Annotated in this window: 18 protein-coding genes, 1 rRNA gene and 1 pseudogene (1 of these 20 cut by a window edge); 9 read left to right on the plus strand and 11 right to left on the minus strand. The window is 59.9% G+C overall.

The window, feature by feature from the left end; genetic code table 11:
* The first annotated feature begins 188 nt into the window (after window positions 1-188).
* From K3F44_RS03765 to K3F44_RS03785, 5 genes are all read left to right on the plus strand, one after another.
* The gene (locus K3F44_RS03765) at window positions 189-593 is read left to right on the plus strand and encodes a TraR/DksA family transcriptional regulator (protein WP_101318304.1); all 405 of its coding nucleotides are present in this window, start codon (window positions 189-191) and stop codon (window positions 591-593) included.
* 577 nt (window positions 594-1170) lie between these two features.
* Window positions 1171-2397 carry a methyl-accepting chemotaxis protein gene (locus K3F44_RS03770; protein WP_409077665.1) on the plus strand — a complete coding sequence of 409 codons (1227 nt, stop codon included), beginning with the start codon at window positions 1171-1173 and terminating at the stop codon, window positions 2395-2397.
* A 117-nt stretch (window positions 2398-2514) separates the two neighbouring features.
* The gene (locus tag K3F44_RS03775; RefSeq protein WP_150569658.1) at window positions 2515-2709 is read left to right on the plus strand and encodes a hypothetical protein; all 195 of its coding nucleotides are present in this window, start codon (window positions 2515-2517) and stop codon (window positions 2707-2709) included.
* Between the two features lie 509 nt (window positions 2710-3218).
* Window positions 3219-3686, plus strand: a complete 468-nt coding sequence (locus K3F44_RS03780; protein ID WP_150569657.1) for a hypothetical protein — start codon at window positions 3219-3221, stop codon at window positions 3684-3686.
* Entirely contained in the window at window positions 3683-3892 is a 210-nt protein-coding gene (locus tag K3F44_RS03785; protein ID WP_101318310.1) for a hypothetical protein, read from the plus strand. The genes K3F44_RS03780 and K3F44_RS03785 overlap by 4 nt, the downstream gene beginning before the upstream one ends.
* Window positions 3893-3916: 24 nt before the next feature.
* Here the strand turns inward: K3F44_RS03785 and K3F44_RS03790 are convergent, their stop codons facing one another.
* The 7 genes from K3F44_RS03790 to K3F44_RS03820 all read right to left on the minus strand — a co-directional run bounded on the left by K3F44_RS03790 (window position 3917) and on the right by K3F44_RS03820 (window position 11069).
* The gene (locus K3F44_RS03790) at window positions 3917-4282 is read right to left on the minus strand and encodes a Na+/H+ antiporter subunit G (protein WP_220633363.1); all 366 of its coding nucleotides are present in this window, start codon (window positions 4280-4282) and stop codon (window positions 3917-3919) included.
* A complete protein-coding gene (locus tag K3F44_RS03795; protein WP_220633364.1) occupies window positions 4279-4557 on the minus strand; it encodes a K+/H+ antiporter subunit F in 279 nt (92 codons plus the stop codon). The genes K3F44_RS03790 and K3F44_RS03795 overlap by 4 nt, the downstream gene beginning before the upstream one ends.
* The gene (locus K3F44_RS03800; protein ID WP_150569654.1) at window positions 4554-5042 is read right to left on the minus strand and encodes a Na+/H+ antiporter subunit E; all 489 of its coding nucleotides are present in this window, start codon (window positions 5040-5042) and stop codon (window positions 4554-4556) included. The genes K3F44_RS03795 and K3F44_RS03800 overlap by 4 nt, the downstream gene beginning before the upstream one ends.
* Window positions 5039-6718 carry a monovalent cation/H+ antiporter subunit D gene (locus K3F44_RS03805; RefSeq protein WP_103436804.1) on the minus strand — a complete coding sequence of 560 codons (1680 nt, stop codon included), beginning with the start codon at window positions 6716-6718 and terminating at the stop codon, window positions 5039-5041. The genes K3F44_RS03800 and K3F44_RS03805 overlap by 4 nt, the downstream gene beginning before the upstream one ends.
* Window positions 6715-7059 carry a Na+/H+ antiporter subunit C gene (locus K3F44_RS03810; protein ID WP_043213881.1) on the minus strand — a complete coding sequence of 115 codons (345 nt, stop codon included), beginning with the start codon at window positions 7057-7059 and terminating at the stop codon, window positions 6715-6717. Before K3F44_RS03810 ends, K3F44_RS03805 begins: the two co-directional genes overlap by 4 nt.
* Window positions 7059-9974: a monovalent cation/H+ antiporter subunit A gene (locus tag K3F44_RS03815; RefSeq protein WP_150569652.1), complete on the minus strand. Its 2916-nt coding sequence runs from the start codon at window positions 9972-9974 to the stop codon at window positions 7059-7061. The genes K3F44_RS03810 and K3F44_RS03815 overlap by 1 nt, the downstream gene beginning before the upstream one ends.
* Before the next feature lie 150 nt (window positions 9975-10124).
* Complete coding sequence (locus tag K3F44_RS03820; RefSeq protein ID WP_220633365.1) at window positions 10125-11069, minus strand: DMT family transporter; 945 nt, start codon at window positions 11067-11069, stop codon at window positions 10125-10127.
* Between the two features lie 81 nt (window positions 11070-11150).
* On the opposite strand from K3F44_RS03820, the gene K3F44_RS03825 reads away from it, so the two are divergent.
* Window positions 11151-11714 carry a helix-turn-helix domain-containing protein gene (locus K3F44_RS03825; protein WP_150569826.1) on the plus strand — a complete coding sequence of 188 codons (564 nt, stop codon included), beginning with the start codon at window positions 11151-11153 and terminating at the stop codon, window positions 11712-11714.
* Between the two features lie 3 nt (window positions 11715-11717).
* Here K3F44_RS03825 and K3F44_RS03830 read toward each other — a convergent pair whose 3' ends face one another.
* A complete protein-coding gene (locus tag K3F44_RS03830; RefSeq protein WP_220633366.1) occupies window positions 11718-12275 on the minus strand; it encodes a cysteine hydrolase family protein in 558 nt (185 codons plus the stop codon).
* Window positions 12276-12350: 75 nt separating this feature from the next.
* Window positions 12351-12794, minus strand: a pseudogene (soxR, locus tag K3F44_RS03835) (redox-sensitive transcriptional activator SoxR); the annotation flags it as partial.
* Window positions 12795-12945: 151 nt separating this feature from the next.
* On the opposite strand from soxR, the gene K3F44_RS03840 reads away from it, so the two are divergent.
* Window positions 12946-13287 carry an antibiotic biosynthesis monooxygenase gene (locus tag K3F44_RS03840; RefSeq protein ID WP_401180122.1) on the plus strand — a complete coding sequence of 114 codons (342 nt, stop codon included), beginning with the start codon at window positions 12946-12948 and terminating at the stop codon, window positions 13285-13287.
* A 97-nt stretch (window positions 13288-13384) separates the two neighbouring features.
* Entirely contained in the window at window positions 13385-15193 is a 1809-nt protein-coding gene (locus K3F44_RS03845; protein WP_220633368.1) for an aminopeptidase P family protein, read from the plus strand.
* A gap of 51 nt (window positions 15194-15244) precedes the next feature.
* On the opposite strand, the gene K3F44_RS03850 is transcribed toward K3F44_RS03845, so the two are convergent.
* Together K3F44_RS03850 and rhtA are read right to left on the minus strand one after the other, a co-directional pair.
* On the minus strand, window positions 15245-15526 hold the full coding sequence (locus tag K3F44_RS03850; RefSeq protein ID WP_101318332.1) for a hypothetical protein: 282 nt from the start codon (window positions 15524-15526) through the stop codon (window positions 15245-15247).
* A gap of 187 nt (window positions 15527-15713) precedes the next feature.
* Window positions 15714-16601: a threonine/homoserine exporter RhtA gene (gene rhtA / locus K3F44_RS03855; RefSeq protein WP_101318334.1), complete on the minus strand. Its 888-nt coding sequence runs from the start codon at window positions 16599-16601 to the stop codon at window positions 15714-15716.
* A gap of 594 nt (window positions 16602-17195) precedes the next feature.
* On the opposite strand from rhtA, the gene K3F44_RS03860 reads away from it, so the two are divergent.
* Window positions 17196-17937, plus strand: a 16S ribosomal RNA gene (locus K3F44_RS03860) (it continues 795 nt past the right edge of the window).

Below are 17937 nucleotides of genomic sequence, written 5' to 3' on the forward strand. Positions count from 1 at the left end.
TACTAGTGCACCTTGTACATCATTTCAGACAATTGCCCGGTAATCCCTGTTGCCCGTTGCGCCTTGGCGCCTTAGACTGCCGCCCCCTGTAAAAGAGTGCCGGTTGGCGCTTGAAGAATTCTGTTGCGCAGGCACTGGCCTGAGCGACACCCGAATCGCCCAATGCACATTTTTTCATAGAGAAATCGATGACCAAGGAACAGTTGCTGGCCATGTCGGCCGATGACTACATGAACGCTGCTCAGCTGGAGTTCTTCACCCAGCTGCTGCAAGCGATGAAGGTAGAAACCCACGAGCGCATCGAACAGAGCCGCATCACCATCGAGAGCCTGGATACCCCTTCGGATCCTGCCGACGTGGCGTCGGTCGAGGAAGAGCGTCACTGGCTAGTCAACGGTATCGAGCGCGATCAGCGCCTGCTGCCGCAGCTGGAGATGGCCCTCGGTCGTATTGGCGACGGTGATTTTGGCTGGTGCGAAGACAGCGGCGAGGCGATTGGCCTGCAGCGTCTGCTGATCAGCCCGACCACCAAGTACTGCATCGAAGCGCAAGAGCGCCACGAACAGATCGGTCGCCACCAGCGCCAGATCTGATCGATCGCAGCATGCATGGCCCCACGGAGCGATCCCTGGGGCTTTTTGCATTTGTTCGGCGCTACTATGGTTGCGGGGCGCCTTGATGGTTGCTCTGCATCAAGTCTGTGCTCGTTAAGCCGAAGGAAGTATAGATAGTGGCGTTATAGTGGCGTTTAATGGGGGGCAATAATGCCCTAGCGGATGGACCCTCAACATGATGCGTGACGGATCTGTGCCCACCTGTGACATGCCGCAACCCGCAAAACGCCCGGTCCTGCCAGGAATTGCCGTGTTGCAGGGGGCAGCGCTGGCTGCCGTGCTGGCCGCCATGGCGTTTGCTCAGTTGGCGTTCTATCTGGCCCTGCCGCTGGCATTGTTGGTGCTCTGGTTACCGGGCTGGCGCCGCAAGGCAGCCCAGCCAGGAAACGTCGCGCCGTCTTCACCGGCGCACAATGAGCTGACCCAAACCCTGGCGCGCAGCACCAGCCGTAACGCCTTGTCTGCCGCCTCCATGGCTTTTTCGGTACAACAGTTGGCCACTCGGTTGCAGTCACAGCTGGGCGCCGCCGATCAGATCGTTGACAGTGCACAGATCATGATCGGTACCGAGAAAGCCACCTCTCAGCTCAGCCAGCAGGCGTTGCAGGCGGCCCGTTCAGCACATTCCAGCAGCGCGGCAGGGCAGCAGGTACTGGCCGAGTCGATCCAGCGCATGCACCAGTTAAGCGCCCGGGCCACGGCCAGCCGCGAGTTGATCGAAGCCCTGCACCAGCGCAGCGAAGATATCGCTCGGGTCACCTTGGTGATCCAGGCCATCGCCAGCCAGACCAACCTGCTCGCGCTCAACGCGGCGATCGAGGCGGCCAGGGCAGGCGAGCACGGGCGTGGTTTTGCAGTGGTTGCCGATGAAGTGCGCGGCCTGGCCGGGCGAACCGCAGCCGCTACCGGCGAAGTGGGTGCGATGGTCGCCGATATTCAGGCCCGCACCGCTGAGGTGGTCGAGCAGATTCGTAGTCTGGCCGGGGATTTGAGTGCTGACCTGGTTCAGGTCGAGCAAACAGGCGAGCAATTGACCTTGATCGCCAAGCTGGCGGCCTCTGTGGAGCTGCAGGTTGACGAGATCGCCGAGGGCACCCAGATCAACCAGCAACAACTGGATAACCTGTTCCAGGCGGTTGGGCAGGTGCGCACTGATCTGGAGCTCAGCGATGGGCAAACGCGCAGTCTTGCCCAGGCAGCGGTGCATATGGAACGACAAGCGGAGGCGCTTAGCGAGCGGCTGGCCGAAGTTGGCCTGGATGACTATCACCAGCGCATTTTTGCGCTTGCCGAGCAGGGCGCGCGGAGTATCGCTGCCCGCTTTGAGCAGGATATCGAGCAAGGTCTGATTAGCGAAGAAGCGCTGTTCGACCGGCGCTACCAACCCATCCCGAGCATGCAGCCGCCGCGCTTCACCACCCGCTTTGACCAGTACACTGATGCGGTGCTGCCGCAATTGCAGGAGCCGCTGCTGGCCCAGCATGAGGGGCTGGTCTACGCGATTGCCTGCACTGGCGAGGGCTATGTACCGACGCACAACGCGGCGTTCAACCTGCCCTTGACCGGCGACCCGCTGCATGACACCGCGCACAACCGCAGCAAGCGCAAGTTCGACGACCGCACCGGTATCCGCTGTGGCAACCATCAGCAGCGGTTGCTGTTGCAAACCTACAGCCGCGATACCGGTGAACTCATGCATGACCTGTCGGTGCCGCTGTTCATCAACGGTAGACACTGGGGCGGCCTGCGTCTGGGCTACAAGCCCGAGCCTGATCTGAACTGAGCGGAGTTTATTGCCGCTGATGCAATACAGATGTACCAGGGCCGCGCTGTTTGTAGTTTCGGTTGATGCGTATTATGGCTACATCGTTAGGTTGCTAATTAAATTCCGGAGGGGATGATGAATAGCCAGATCGATGTCGCAGTGATGATCGGCTCCGGTGTGCCGGCAGCATTGCAGGCGCGTGGCCTGCGGGTCTGCTGGGTCGTGCTGGTGAATGGCGAACGTCGTGGTACCGCGTTTGCCAGTCGCCGTGAGGCGCTGGAATGTCGAGCTGCCTGGCAGGCCCAGCTCGGCCGAACACAGGCAGCCTGAAAGCCTTTTCAGCTCTCCAGAAAGCGCGCCAGTTCACACGCATCGCTGTGCCGGCGCCGAAAACCTCTTACCCGGCCGGTAGCGCTGTCGGTTACGTGAAAAAAGGCGATGCCGGCAGCCACGACCCGAAATCTGGGTCGGTCTGCAGCGCTGGTCAGGCAATAAATGTCGCTTGGGCCTCGACGGATTTCAGTATTTTCGTGCATATTTCTCCCGTGTAACGCGCAGAGGGTTGCCTTGGGCCGTCAGGCCTGGGACCTGTCGCTATCTATTGCATGTCTACCGGCAGTGTTGAAGTCAGCATTTACGCCTGCGTTGTGGGAAAATTGCCGAAATGTGGTGTGCGGATCTGGCTGGCACAGCGGGGGTTAAAAATCCTGCCTGCTGCGTAGTCGTTATGTACGGGCCGCTCGTGCTCTATTTCATTAGTCTTTCAGCAGCGATCTGAAATGGCTGCGCCGCCGATCAATTCGGGTGTGGCGCTTGTAACCCTGTTTGAGGATTTGAGATTGGCAGTCAGTACTCTTGATACCCATGCGTTATTTGCATTGGGCGACTTGCGTGGCAAGTTGGCCCAGTTGTTTCACGGGCGTTTCGTTTATGTCACCGAGCAAAGCCCCGACGGTTTGTACATGGCCGAAATCGACACCGACAGCTCATTGGTGGTGGATGACAAACAGCGGCTTGAGCTGAAGGTAGGCGATCACTTCCGCGCCGCAGTTCTGCCCAGTCGCGAAGGTGGCAAGCTGGAGCTGCGTTTTCGCGAGATCAAGCTGAATATCTACGGCGGCGACTATGCCTTCGTCAAGGTGGCGGAAGGTGAGGGCATCGTGTTTCGTAACGGCCAGGGCGTGATGTTGGTCTTTGCCGCCCAGCAACAAGTGCAGGAAGGCCTGGGCAAGCTGCTCAAGGCTGTGACCGGCAAGGTCGCCAAGTGGCGCAAGGGCGAGCTGACCACATTCAAGGCCAGTGAGTGAGTGACGATAGCTTGTCTGCCCAGGGACGGGCGGAGTTTCACCGCCAGTTCGAATCACAGGCGCAGGCGCATGCCGAGCGGCTGCTGGCCCAGCGCGCAGTGATGGGCAGCGCCTGGCTGAGTTGGGTTGCCGGCCAGTTGTATGAGATTACGCCCGCGCCCTTGGCTGCAATGGTCCGGCGCGAACTGCAGCGCTTGAATCGCTAAGCCCAGGCTGGCTTGGCGGGTATCTCAATTGCCCTGGTTATTGCCGCCGCTGATTTCAGCAGGTACGTCTTCGCCTGCCGCACGTTTACGAAACAGCGCTGCGCGGGCCAGTAGCAAGGTGGTAACCGGCACGGTTATCGACAGCAGAATTGGGATCAGCCAGGCATGCACGATTGGCCCCTGCTTCAACCATGAAAAATACAGGATCGATGCCAGGCTCACGCACCAGGTGCCGATAGTTGAAGCCAGTGCAGGCGGGTGCATGCGTTGGAAGTAGTCTTTCAGCCGCACCAGGCCGATCGCACCAATCAGCGCGAACAGGCTGCCTGTCAGCAGTAATGCTGCGGTCGTGAGTTCGAGCCAGAACGGCAGTTGTAGAGCTTCGGTCATTCTATTACCTCACCGCGCAGGAGGAATTTGGCCAGGGCGAATGAGCCTACGAAGCCGAACAAGGCAATCAGCAGTGCGCCTTCGAAATAGGTATCGCTGGCATAGCGAATGCCCAGTACGAGCATCATCAACATGGCCAGGATGTACAGGTAATCCAGCGCCAGGACCCGGTCCTGAGCGGAAGGGCCGCGGAACAACCTGATCAAGGCCAGCGCCATGGCGATGGTGAAGATGAACAAGCTGGCGAGAATGGCGTTGGCGAGCAGGCCTGTCATTCGAATATCTCCATCAGCGGGCGTTCATAGGTGTGCTTGAAGTGTTCGATGAACTGCGCCTCATCACGCAGATCGAACACGTGCAGCAGCAGCATGCTGCGGTCCAGGGCAAGTTCTGACCAGACCGTGCCGGGCACCACCGTAGTGATCATCGACAGAGCGGCCAGGCCGTGTACATCGCGCAGTGCCAGTGGAATGTGGACGAATGCCGATCGTGGCGGCCGGCGCTTTGCCGACAGTACGCTGCGGGCAACGTGCAGGTTGGAGGTGATGACATCCAGGCCAACACGGCCGATCAGTTTGGCAACCACCCACGGCCGTTTCACGTGCGCATGTTGCGGGCGCAGTGGGGCCAGCAGGATGGGCGCGAGAATCGCCAGCAAGGCGCCGAGCAGAAGATTGCCTGGGCTGACCGAGAGATTCAGCAACAGCCACAACGCGAACAGCGCAATGGACAGCAGCGGAGCGGGTAACAGACGGTTCATGGCTGCACCTCGGTGTTGAAGGAGGTTGGGCCAGGAATCGGCATCGAGCTCATGACTGCCTCGATGTAGGCTTGCGGTGCCTGCAGGCTTGCAGCGGTGTCCTGGGTATAGCGCAGCAGCGGTTCGGCCCTGACGCTTAGGAACAGGCACAGGCCGAGCAGAATAGCGATCGGCAGGCACTCGTAGCGGCGCAGCAGCGGCGAAGGGCGCTCTTCGGGCTTCCAGAAGCGCTGGATGCCAACCCGGCCAAAGGCGATCAGTGACGCCATGCCGGAAAGCACCAATAACGCGACCAGGCACCAGCCTGCCGCCGACAGTGGCTGCTCCGGCGCAACGCCCAAGCCCAGCGGGTTGAACAGCGCGCTGATCAGGCTCAGCTTGCCGATAAAGCCCGACAGCGGCGGCATGCCGATGATCAACAGCGCGCAGGCAATAAAGCTCAAACCCAGGAATGCCATGGTCCACGGAATGATCTGACCGATTACCGCCTTCTGCTGATCGTCCAGGTTGATGCCCTTGGGTGGATGCAGAGACTCCAGCAGAGGCGGCGACAGGCCTTCGTCATCATCCAGCGGCGTCTCGTTGGCCGAGCGCGAGCGCTCGATCAATTCCGCCAGCAGGAACAACGCGCACAGGGCCAGGGTCGAGCTGACCAAATAGAACAGCGCGCTGCCGGTCAGAATTGGCTGGCCGAAACCTATCGCTGCCATCAAGGTGCCGGCTGAAACGAGAATGCTCAGCGCTGCCATGCGCTCCAGGCGCTGTGCGGCCAGAATCGACACGGCGGCGACCGCCAGGGTTGCCAGGCCGCCGTAGACCAGCCATTCGCCGCCAAAGTGCGCCGATGCGCCGGCTTGCCCGGAAAATAGCAACGTCCACAGCCGCAGCACGGCGTACAGGCCGACCTTGGTCATGATTGCGAATAGCGCGGCAACCGGTGCGCTCGCCGAGGAGTAGGCCGGTACCAGCCAGAAATTCAGCGGCCAGATCCCTGCCTTGGCCAGGAAGGCCATCGCCAGAATGGCTGCGCCGGCGTGCAGCAGGCCACGATCAGCCTCAGGTACCAGCGGGATCTTCAAGGCCAGGTCGGCCATGTTCAGCGTGCCGGTGACGCCATAGAGCATGGCTGCACCGACCAGAAACAGCGAAGAGGCGAACAGGTTGATGGCGATGTAGTGCAAGCCGGCTTTGACTCGAGCGCGACCTGAACCGTGCAGGAGCAGGCCATACGACGCTGCCAGCAGCACCTCGAAGAAGACGAACAGGTTGAACAGGTCGGCGGTGAGGAATGCGCCGTACAGGCCCATCAGCTGGATCTGGAACAACGCATGAAAACTCGCCCCGGCGCCGTCCCAGCGCGCCCGGGCGAACAGCAGGGCGCTGACGCCGATCACGCCGGTCAGGCTTAGCATCAATGCCGAGAGGTGGTCGACCACCAGCACGATGCCAAATGGGGCTGACCAGTTACCGGGCAAATAGACACCGATCGACTCGGCTTGGCCTTGGCTGCGCACCCAGTTCAGCAGGGTCAGCGCAATCGCCAGGCCGATGATGCTCGACAGCAGGTTGAGGTGGGCCTTGATCCGGCGATGTTTCTCACCCAGCAGCAACATTATCGCCGCTGTCACCAGCGGCAACAGGATTGGTGCGACGATCAATTGATTCATCCAGCTCATTCTTCACGCTCCCGGCCATCGACGTGGTCAGTGCCGGTCAGCCCGCGCGAGGCCAGCAGCACAACCAGGAACAACGCGGTCATGGCAAAGCTGATGACGATCGCGGTCAACACCAATGCTTGTGGCAATGGGTCTGTGTAGTGCAGCAAGTCTTGCGTCACGCCTTCCTTGATGATCGGCTCTTTGCCGATGAACAGGCTGCCCATGCTGAAGATGAACAGGTTGACCCCGTAGGACAGCAGGCACAGCCCCATGATCACCTGATAGGTACGTGGCCGCAGGATCAGCCAGACCCCGGACGCGGCCAAGACACCGATGGCTACTGCAATTACTTCTTCCATCAGGCGGCTCCTGTCTGGCTGGATTTCTGTGCGCTGCCTGGGCGATAGGCGCGCACTGATTGGTGGGCCAAGGCCGTCAGAATCAGCAAGGTCGAACCTACCACCACGCTGTAAACGCCGATGTCGAAGAACAGTGCACTGGCCACGTGCACGTCACCCAGCAACGGCAGGTGCAGGTGCGCGGTATGGGTGGTCAGGAACGGATAACCCAGCAGCATCGCGCCAGCGCCGGTAAGCGTTGCGCAGAGCAGGCCGGTACCCATCCAGCGCAGCGGCCGCAGGCTCATCTGCGCCTCCACCCATTGGGTGCCCGCCACCATGTACTGCAGGATGAACGCCACCGACATCACCAGGCCGGCGACGAAGCCACCCCCAGGTTGGTTGTGACCGCGCATGAACAGGTACATCGACACCATCAGGGCCACCGGCAGCAACAGCCGCACCAACGCCGCGGGCACCATCATGAAGCCCATTGCCGTGTCGGTGGCATGCCGCGGATTGATCAGGTCGGTAACCACATCCGGGGCCAGCTGGCGCTGCTGCGCCGGCAGTTGCATGCTTTCCTTGGGTGGGCGGAAGCGGCGCAGCAGGGCGAATACGGTCAACGCCACGGCAACCAGCACGGTGATCTCGCCGAGGGTATCGAAGCCGCGGAAGTCCACCAGCATCACGTTGACCACATTGGTCCCGCCGCCCTGGGGTAGTGCACGGCTCAAGTAGAACGAGGAGATATCGTTGGGCGTAGGCCGGGTCAGCATCGAGTAGGACAGCAGAGCCATTCCGCCACCGACCAACACGGCCAACAGCAGGTCACGCAGGCGGCGCAAGCGTGCTCGTTCCAGACTGCCGGGCAGAGGTGAGACACCTTCGATACGGCGTGGCAGCCAGCGCAGACCGAGCAGGATCAGTACCGTGGTAACGACTTCAACCGCCAGCTGAGTCAGGGCCAGGTCAGGCGCGGAGAACCAGACAAAGGTGATGCAGGTCATCAGGCCGCAGACGCTGACCATGGTCAGTGCCGCCAGACGATGATATTTGGCCTGCCAGGCAGCCCCGATGGCGCAGGCAATAGCAATCAGCCACAAGGCTACAAACACCCCGGAGCCAGGTATCTTGGGTCGATCACCCCAGCTCAGGCCGCTATACAGCAGCGGCGTCAGGCCAGCGATAAACGCCGCCAGCACGAGCATGAACAGTTGTTTCTGCAAGCGTCGGGTAGTCAACGCTGCCTCCACGTGACGCGCGATCAGCATCAACCGGACCAGCCCATGTTCGAACAGGCGCTTGCCATTGAAGCGTTCGATCAGTGGCGGATACGGAAACCTGCCTAGGCGCAGTTGCTTGCGCAACAGCAGGTACAGCACCACGCCACCGCACATGGCCACCAGGCTCATGATCAGTGGCGCATTCCAGCCGTGCCAGATGGCCAGGCTGTACTCGGGCAGCGTGCCGCCGACCACCGGTAGCGCCGCTGCGGCGAGCAGGGGGCCGACCGATTGGGCCGGGAAGATCCCCACCACCAGGCAGGTCAGCACCAGCAGCTCGACCGGTGCCCGCATCCAGCGCGGTGGTTCGTGTGGGGTATGCGGCAGGTCCTGGGCAGGTGGGCCGAAGAATACGTCTACGGTAAAGCGCAGGGCGTAGGCAACGCTGAAGGTGCCCGCCAGGGTGGCGATGACTGGCAGCGTGGCTTCAACCCAGGCGGTAGAGGAAATGAACACCGTTTCGGCGAAGAACATTTCCTTGGACAAGAAGCCGTTCATCAATGGCACGCCGGCCATCGACGCACTGGCAACCATGGCCAGGGTCGCGGTGTAAGGGATCAGCCGCATCAGCCCGCTGAGACGGCGGATATCGCGCGTTCCGCTCTCATGGTCGATGATGCCCGCGGCCATGAACAGCGACGCCTTGAAGGTCGCGTGGTTGAGGATGTGGAACACTGCTGCGACCGCCGCCAGCGGGCTGTTCAGGCCGAGCAGCAAGGTGATCAGGCCCAGGTGACTGATGGTCGAGTAGGCAAGCAGGCCCTTGAGGTCATTTTGAAACATCGCTGCGAAGGCGCCCAGAAGCAGGGTAATGGCACCCGCGCCGCCGACAATCCAGAACCATTCCTCGGTGCCAGCCAGAGTTGGCCACAGCCGAGCCATGAGGAACACGCCTGCCTTGACCATGGTTGCCGAGTGCAGATACGCCGAAACCGGAGTCGGCGCCGCCATGGCGTGGGGCAGCCAGAACTGGAATGGAAACTGCGCACTCTTGCTCAGCGCGCCAATCAGTATCAGCGGCAGCAATACCGGATACAGCGCATGCTGGCGCACGGTTTCCCCGGCAGCGAGCACTTTGTCCAGGTCATAGCTGCCGACCACATGGCCGAGCAGCAGGGCACCCACTAGCAGGCACAGGCCCCCGGCGCCGGTCACCATCAGCGCCATATAAGCGCCGCGGCGTGCATCAGCGCGGTGGTGCCAGTAACCGATCAGCAGGAACGAGAACAGACTGGTCAGTTCCCAGAAGAACACCAGCTGGATCAGATTGCCGGAAATCACCAGCCCGAGCATTGCGCCCATGAACGCCAGGAAAAACGCGAAGAAGCGCGGCACCGGGTCTTGCGGCGACATGTAGTAGCGCGCATATAGCGACACCAGCGTGCCTATGCCCAGTACCAGCAGCGAGAACAGCCAGGCGAAGCCGTCCATGCGCAGCACCAGATTCAAGCCCAGGCTTGGCAGCCACAGAAACTCCTCGCGGATTACTCCGCCGTGAGCGATCTGAGGGTAGAGCAGCGCTACCTGAACCGTGCCGATGAGGGCCACCAGCCCGGCGAGAATCGACTCGGCGTTCCTAGCGTTGTGCGGCAGGACGGCCGCCAGGCAACTGCCAACGAAGGGCAGAAGCAATAGCACTATCAATGACATAGCGACCTAATCTGGAGGAGTTTGGTAAGGATAATACGTGCCGAACGGTTGATCACCAACACGCAAGCTGTGCCAGAATCCTACAAATGGGGTGTGACAAGCAGTTTTTTTATAACAGCTTTTTACAAAGCATAGCTGTTCTTTTCTCGGTTACTGGCTGGTTTCGCCGTCCACTGGCGCGTTATTTGCCTGCTGAGAACGATCACTGCGGCGGATCTTCAGTTCGCTGACGACCACGGCGATCACGATCAGCAACCCGCCAAGCAAGGCCATCCCGGGCAGACGCTCGCCGGCGAGGCGCCCGACTACGCCCGCCCACACCGGTTCGCCCGCATAGATCAGGGTTGCACGAGTGGGCGAAACCGATTTTTGCGCCCAGTTCATGGCCACCTGAATGATTGCGCTCATCAGGCCAAGGCCGAGGGCGCTGGCCAGCAGTAGCCAGGAAAAATCAGGCAATGATTCTCTGGTCGGCAGGATCATCGCAAATGACAGCAGCGAGGCAGTGGCCAATTGCACCACCGTCACCCTGCGTACATCGACCTGGCCGGCATAGCGGCTGATCAGAATGATCTCTGCGGCGATTGCCACGGCGCTGACCAAAGTCAGCAGTTCGCCTTCACTGAAGTGCAGGCCCGCACTGCTGGGGCCGGCGAGCAGCATCAGGCCGACAAATGCCAGGCAAATGCCGATGCTTGGCATCAAACCGGGGCGTCTGCCCAGCACCAGCCACTGCAATAGTGGTACGAACGGTACGTAGAGCGCGGTGATGAATGCCGACTGGCTGCTGTTGATCGTCTGCAGGCCCATCGTCTGCAAACCGTAACCGAGCATGATGGTGATGCCGATCAAAACGCCGGCCTTGAGTTCGAGCATGGTCAGGCCCGCCAATGCTCTTGCTGAGACCAGGCCCACGAACACGGCTGCCGCAGCGAAGCGCAGGCCGACAAAGAACATCGGGCCGCTGACGCTCATGACGTTGTGCACGATGAGAAAAGTGCCGCCCCACAGCATGGTAATGAACACTAGCACCAGCTCTGCCTTGCTCAGGCGGAAACTGACAGTGGTCTTGGACTGACTGGGGGCTTGGTTCATGGTTGCACGCTCGACAGGGGCGGCGCACAATCGCCGCAAAGTGGGCAGTATACTGCGCAAGGCATACCGATGAGCAATATAGTGCACAAATCCTCGACGCACCGCGCTTCCGTGCTTCAGCACGTCAGTCAGAACATTCGCCAATTGCGTGGCGCGGCGGGTCTCAGCCAGAGTGCCCTGGCCGAGCGCTCCGGAGTCAGTCGGCGCATGCTGGTAGCCATCGAAGGTGGTGAGAAGAACGTCAGCCTGACCACCCTGGACTTGATCGCCGAGGCCTTGGGAGTCGCGTTCAGCCAGTTGATTCAGGCTCCGGAGCAGCGCGATCCGAGCCGTATTGAAGAGCTGGCATGGGCCGGCGAGCATCCCGGCAGCAAAGCCTTGTTACTGGGGAGTAGCCCGGCGCGGCGCGAGGTGGAGTTATGGGAGTGGACGCTGGCCCCTGGCGAATCCTACGCCAGCGAGGCAGATGCCGAAGGCTGGAGCGAGCAGATCTACATCGCCGAGGGTTGCTTGACGCTGATTATCGAAGGTCAGGCCCAGCAGTTGGCGACGGGTCAGTTCCACATCTTTGCCAGCAACCGCCGCTATGCCTATCGCAATGACGGCGAGCTGCCCGTGCGGTTCGTGCGCAATGTGGTGATCTGAAGCTCACTGCTGGTAGGTCGCCAGGCATTCTTCAGTGTTTTGCACCGTTGCGTAAGCGAATGCCAGTGAGGCCATGAACGCTGCATGCACCTGAGCGGCTGGCACTTCCTGGCCATTGAATTCCAGCGCTCGTGTGGCGCACGCATCATGGGCGACTGTGACGCTGTAGCCAAAATCGGCGGCAGCGCGCACTGCAGCATCGATGCACATGTGGCTCATGCTGCCGACAATCGTCATGGCTTGCACTGCATGCTCATCAAGCAGTTCTTTCAGGCCGGTCTCCTGGAAGGCATTGACCTGTTGTTTGAGCAGCAACGGCTCATCACCGAGGGGAGCAGCCTTGGGGTGAATTTCGGCTCCGGCTGAGCCCGGCGCAAAGAATGGCGCGTCGGCGCTGGCAAATTCATGGCGAACATGCACGATCAGGTCGCCGCGCTTGCGCGCTGCATTGAGCAGCAACGCTGCGTTGTCGGCGGCCGCATCAGCGCCGTCGAGGGACCACTTGCCTCCTGGAAAGTAGTCTTTCTGGATATCGATAACGATCAGTGCTTGTTTGCTCATGCTGCCTCCTGCGGCGGGTGCCAGGTTGAACACTAGTTATAGATGCGAATTGCCTGGCAGGTGCGATACCGAAACTTACAGCAATGTTGTTAGCGGCTCTGACGGATGCGGCCCAGGGCCGCCAAGCGCCAGATGATCGTGATTGTTGCGCAGCGGGCACTCCTTCAGCGACATGCAGCCGCAGCCTATGCAGCCGTCCAGTTGGTCGCGCAGCAGAGTCAACTCTGCGATGCGCTGGCTGAGATCGTCTCGCCACCCGGCCGACAGGCGCTGCCAGTCAGCTGCATTCGGGGTATGGTCCAGCGGCAGGCTGGATAGCGCTTTGGCGATGGTGGCTAGCGGGATGCCCAGACGCTGGGCCATCTTGATCACCGCCACCCGGCGCAGCATCGCACGCGGGTAGCGGCGTTGATTGCCGGCGTTGCGGCTGCTTTGGATCAACCCCTTGGTTTCGTAGAAGTGCAGGGCGGTAACCGCGACACCGCTGCGGCTGGCCAATTGGCCAACGCTGAGCTGGCGCTCGGCTTCCCTAGTAGGGGGGCAGGCATGCTAATTAATCCTTGACCTTGACTTAACTCGAGGTTTTACCCTGCCGGCCATGATGACTGCAAGTACTGCATAAAGGAGATAGCCTGTGGCCGCTGCGATGCATTCCCTATGGTTTACCCAAATGATCGAATATGAAGTGCCGGCTAGCCGTCAGGCTGCTCTGGCCAACGCGCTGGTGTTGCGCAGCGAGCAACTGGCCACGCGCTGGCCGGCGTTGCTGAGGGTAAGCGTTCAAGCCAGCGATGACGGCAGTCGGGTCCTGCAACATTTGCAGTGGCAGACCCGTGAACAGTGGCAAGCGGCCTGCGGCTATTTCACTGATGAGCCATTCCTCGAGCTGCTTCAGCAGCATCAGGCCAGAAGTGTCAACTTCGCCGCGTACCAAGCTGTGCGAAGTCTGGTACGCGGTAATGATGGCGGCCTGCATTGTGAGGTTGGCGCGGTCGCTGATAGCCAACGCTAATCATCTGTTACCTGTGCCGATTGCGAGTGACGGGAGGCTGCTCCATTATCAACGGCTTGATCGCCGATGAAGTCGCTATCGCAGGAGTGTGCATGACATGAATAGCCAGTCCCAGTTGCAGCAGAACGTGCCGACGCGTCTCGCCCGTGTGCGCGAGGTCATGGCCAGCGAAGGCGTGGACGCGCTGTTGGTGCCATCGGCAGACCCGCACCTGTCCGAGTACCTGCCGGGCCACTGGCAGGGTCGTCAGTGGCTGTCTGGTTTTCATGGTTCGGTGGGTACATTGGTGGTTCTGGCGGACTTCGCTGGGTTGTGGGTAGACAGCCGTTACTGGGAGCAGGCTGCAAACGAACTCGCCGGCAGCGGCATAGAATTGATGAAGCTGATGCCAGGTAGTGCGGGCCCGTTCGATTGGCTCGGCAGCAATCTTCAGCCGCAGGCGACGGTTGCCGTTGACGGCGCTGTGCTGTCCTTGACCGCGTCTCGGCAACTTCAGCAGAGTTTGCAGGCCAACGGAATACGGTTGGTGACTAACAAGGATTTGCTTGATCAGGTCTGGGGGACACGCCCGGCGCTGCCGGCTGCTCCAATCTACGAGCACTTGCCGCCCCAGGCCACAGCCACCCGAGCGGAAAAACTGGCCGCGCTGCGCAGCACCTTGAGCCGCAAAGGTGCCGATTGGCATTTCATTGCCACTCTGGATGATATCGCCTGGTTGTTCAATCTGCGTGGCAGTGATGTTTCCTATAACCCGGTGTTCGTCGCATTTGCATGGATTGGTCAGCAGCAGGCGGTGCTGTTCGTCGACCTGAACAAAGTCGATGCCCAGCTGCGTCAGGCGCTGACGGCCGACGGTGTCGAGCTGCAGGACTACCACCAGGCAGGGCGCTTGCTCGCCTCGATTAAGGATGGCAGCACTGTGTTGATCGATCCGGCTCGGGTCACCTGTGGCCTGGTTGGTCGGCTCGGGGCTCAGGTGAAGCTGCTCGAGCAGATCAACCCGACGTCGTTGAGCAAGTCGCGCAAGAGCGATGCTGAACTGGCGCATGTTCGTCAGGTCATGGAGCAGGACGGGGCGGCGCTCTGCGAGTTTTTTGCCTGGTTCGAGGCCAACCTTGGCAAGCAACAGATCACCGAGTTGACCATCGACGAGCGCCTGACTGCAGCGCGAGCGCAGCGACCTGGCTATGTTTCACTGAGCTTCTCGACCATTGCCGCTTTCAATGCCAATGGCGCCATGCCGCACTACCGTGCTACCGAGCAGTCCCATGCGGTAATCAAGGGCGACGGGCTGCTGTTGATCGATTCGGGCGGCCAGTACCTGGGCGGCACTACCGACATTACCCGGATGGTCCCGGTAGGTCAGCCGACCCGGGCACAGCGTGAGGATTGCACTCGCGTGCTCAAAGGCATGATCGCGTTGTCGCGAGCGAGTTTCCCGCGCGGCATCTTGTCTCCGTTGCTGGATGCAATTGCGCGGGCGCCGCTCTGGGCTGATCAGGTCGATTACGGCCATGGCACTGGCCACGGCGTCGGCTACTTCATGAATGTGCATGAAGGGCCGCAGGTCATTGCCTATCAGGCCCAAGCGTTGCCGCAAACGGCGATGCAGGAGGGCATGATCAGTTCGATCGAGCCTGGCACCTATCGCCCAGGCAAGTGGGGCGTACGGATCGAAAACCTGGTGGTCAATCGCGCTGCGGGCAAGAGCGAGTTCGGCGACTTCCTTGCGTTCGAGACTTTGACCCTATGTCCGATCGATATACGTTGCCTGCTGGTCGAACGGCTCAATGATGAGGAAAGGCGCTGGCTCAACCAGTATCACGCCCATGTCTGCGAGCGGCTGGCACCTCTGCTGGCGGGTTCTGCACTGCAGTGGTTGCGAGATCGTACGGTGGCTGTCTGAGTCTGCGCTCCAACGTAAAAAGGGCAGCCATTTGGCTACCCTTCAGCGTTATTACTTGCAGATGACGATCATGCTGCGGCTGGTATAGCCAGCCGGGTTGATTCCGAACAGGTAGTCACCCGGTTCTTCATCAGTATCGCCCGAGCGGGCCACTACTCTATAGCCGCGAGTGCTGCACGCACTGGCCGCCTTCGCATTGCACTTTTCCCACGAAGAGGAAAGGCCGGAGCAATTGATGTGTAAACCCTTTTTCCCGCGCTTGACTTCGGTCTGTGCGGTGGCGGCACACCCTGCGATGGCCATTACAGCCAGGATGAGCAAAATACGTTTCATGCCTGTCCTTAAATGTGGGGGCGACTGCATGCCTGCTCCCATCGTCCTCGCCTGATTCTTCCTGAATTTACCTCAGCGTCCGTGTTCGGCACAGTAGATAGCGTAGAGATTATGATTTTGTGACAGCTTAATCAGGCCTGCGGGTCGGTACAACCGCTAAACACGGTAAATGAAAATATTTCTCAATTCAGTCAGCGACGACCGCCGGTGTACGTTCCTTGCGCATTGTCAGGGTGGCTCCAGCAGAAGCGGTGATGATCGCAGCGATAGCCAGCCACTGCCCAGAGCTGAGCTTCTCGCCGAGGAATAGTAAGCCCGACAGCGCACCAAAGGCTGGCTCGATACTCATCAAAGTCCCGAACGTGCGCGCTGGCATTCGGGTCAATGCAACCATCTCCAGGCTGTAGGGGAGGGCCGTTGATAACACTGCCACGCCCAGGGCGATAGGCAGCAGTGCCGGGTTGAGGAGTGCGGTGCCTGCATGAATGACACCGATCGGCGCAACGAACAAGGCGGCGATCACGACACCGAGTGCGGCTGTCTGCACGCCGTGCTCGGCGCCGGCCTTTTGCCCATAAAGGATGTACAGCGCCCAGCACACGCCGGCACCAAGTGCGTAGCTGGCGCCAACCAGGTCAACAGCGCTTGTGCTTTGTCCAACTGGTATGAGCAAGAGCAGGCCTGCAATTGCCAGCGCAATCCAGAGAAAGTCGATGGCGCGGCGCGAGGCAAAAATGGCCACCGCTAGTGGACCTGTGAATTCCAGTGCCACGGCGATGCCCAGTGGCACTGTGCGCAGCGACATATAGAAGAGCAGGTTCATCCCGCCCAATGCCATCCCGTAGATCAGCACATTGCGCCAGGTGCTGCTGTCCATGCGTGCGCGCCATGGGCGCAGGATGAGCAGCATGATCACGCTGGCAAAAACCAGGCGCAGGGTGGTGGTGCCCTGGGCGCCGATCAAGGGGAACATTCCCTTGGCCAGGGATGCGCCTGACTGGATGGATGCCATGGCTATTAATAGCAGGCCAATCGGGAACAACGTGGTGGCCATGCTGCGGGGCGTGGTGCTCATGATTCGGCAGGGATCCTGTGGTGGGCGCGATGCGCACTATAGTGCGCAGGTTGCTCGATTTGTCGCAAGCACGCTGTGCGGAGTGATCTTTTATGTCAGGCGATGAATTAACGCTTGACGCATTCCTGTGAGTCCTTATAATGCGCCCCACTTCCAGCGTAGTTGGAGCGGAAAACTCCTTGAGATTCAATGAGTTAGAAGTTTCAGGGGTGCTGCAAGAGCTTCGATCGAAAGATCGGCAGCGGTGAAAAAAGGCAGTTGACAGCAGGTTGTAACGCTGTAGAATTCGCCTCCCGCTACGAGAGATCGCAAGCGAGTCAAGTGTTTGAAGTTGAACGAGTTTCTCGCAAAATACTTCGAAATAAACGCTTGACAGGCACGGAGGAAAGCGTAGAATGCGCGCCTCGGTTGAGACGAAATGCTCAGCCAACCGCTCTTTAACAAATTGAATCAAGCAATTCGTGTGGGTGCTTGTGAGTACGGTTTGATAGTCGCCAAGATTATCAGCATCACAAGTGGCCACATGAGAAATCATAGTAGTCATTTGAGATTGCTGAGCCAAGTTTAGGGTTTCTTAAAAATCCAAGCAGTATTGAACTGAAGAGTTTGATCATGGCTCAGATTGAACGCTGGCGGCAGGCCTAACACATGCAAGTCGAGCGGATGAGAAGAGCTTGCTCTTCGATTCAGCGGCGGACGGGTGAGTAATGCCTAGGAATCTGCCTGGTAGTGGGGGACAACGTTTCGAAAGGAACGCTAATACCGCATACGTCCTACGGGAGAAAGCAGGGGACCTTCGGGCCTTGCGCTATCAGATGAGCCTAGGTCGGATTAGCTAGTTGGTGGGGTAATGGCTCACCAAGGCGACGATCCGTAACTGGTCTGAGAGGATGATCAGTCACACTGGAACTGAGACACGGTCCAGACTCCTACGGGAGGCAGCAGTGGGGAATATTGGACAATGGGCGAAAGCCTGATCCAGCCATGCCGCGTGTGTGAAGAAGGTCTTCGGATTGTAAAGCACTTTAAGTTGGGAGGAAGGGCAGTAAGCGAATACCTTGCTGTTTTGACGTTACCGACAGAATAAGCACCGGCTAACTCTGTGCCAGCAGCCGCGGTAATACAGAGGGTGCAAGCGTTAATCGGAATTACTGGGCGTAAAGCGCGCGTAGGTGGTTTGTTAAGTTGGATGTGAAAGCCCCGGGCTCAACCTGGGAACTGCATCCAAAACTGGCAAGCTAGAGTACAGTAGAGGGTGGTGGAATTTCCTGTGTAGCGGTGAAATGCGTAGATATAGGAAGGAACACCAGTGGCGAAGGCGACCACCTGGACTGAT

Origin of the sequence: Pseudomonas sp. S07E 245, from assembly GCF_019599025.1 — a bacterium.
In the GTDB taxonomy this organism is placed as follows: domain Bacteria; phylum Pseudomonadota; class Gammaproteobacteria; order Pseudomonadales; family Pseudomonadaceae; genus Aquipseudomonas; species Aquipseudomonas shirazensis.

Coding starts and splice junctions, on each gene's coding strand:
- K3F44_RS03790 (WP_220633363.1), bottom strand. CDS start 4,282: ATGACCGAAGCTCTACAACTGCCGTTCTGGCTCGAACTCACGACCGCA.
- K3F44_RS03770 (WP_409077665.1), top strand. CDS start 1,171: ATGATCGGTACCGAGAAAGCCACCTCTCAGCTCAGCCAGCAGGCGTTG.
- K3F44_RS03805 (WP_103436804.1), bottom strand. CDS start 6,718: ATGAGCTGGATGAATCAATTGATCGTCGCACCAATCCTGTTGCCGCTG.
- K3F44_RS03840 (WP_401180122.1), top strand. CDS start 12,946: ATGATCGAATATGAAGTGCCGGCTAGCCGTCAGGCTGCTCTGGCCAAC.
- K3F44_RS03800 (WP_150569654.1), bottom strand. CDS start 5,042: ATGAACCGTCTGTTACCCGCTCCGCTGCTGTCCATTGCGCTGTTCGCG.
- K3F44_RS03815 (WP_150569652.1), bottom strand. CDS start 9,974: ATGTCATTGATAGTGCTATTGCTTCTGCCCTTCGTTGGCAGTTGCCTG.
- K3F44_RS03845 (WP_220633368.1), top strand. CDS start 13,385: ATGAATAGCCAGTCCCAGTTGCAGCAGAACGTGCCGACGCGTCTCGCC.
- rhtA (WP_101318334.1), bottom strand. CDS start 16,601: ATGAGCACCACGCCCCGCAGCATGGCCACCACGTTGTTCCCGATTGGC.
- K3F44_RS03820 (WP_220633365.1), bottom strand. CDS start 11,069: ATGAACCAAGCCCCCAGTCAGTCCAAGACCACTGTCAGTTTCCGCCTG.
- K3F44_RS03830 (WP_220633366.1), bottom strand. CDS start 12,275: ATGAGCAAACAAGCACTGATCGTTATCGATATCCAGAAAGACTACTTT.
- K3F44_RS03810 (WP_043213881.1), bottom strand. CDS start 7,059: ATGGAAGAAGTAATTGCAGTAGCCATCGGTGTCTTGGCCGCGTCCGGG.
- K3F44_RS03795 (WP_220633364.1), bottom strand. CDS start 4,557: ATGACAGGCCTGCTCGCCAACGCCATTCTCGCCAGCTTGTTCATCTTC.
- K3F44_RS03850 (WP_101318332.1), bottom strand. CDS start 15,526: ATGAAACGTATTTTGCTCATCCTGGCTGTAATGGCCATCGCAGGGTGT.
- K3F44_RS03765 (WP_101318304.1), top strand. CDS start 189: ATGACCAAGGAACAGTTGCTGGCCATGTCGGCCGATGACTACATGAAC.
- K3F44_RS03775 (WP_150569658.1), top strand. CDS start 2,515: ATGAATAGCCAGATCGATGTCGCAGTGATGATCGGCTCCGGTGTGCCG.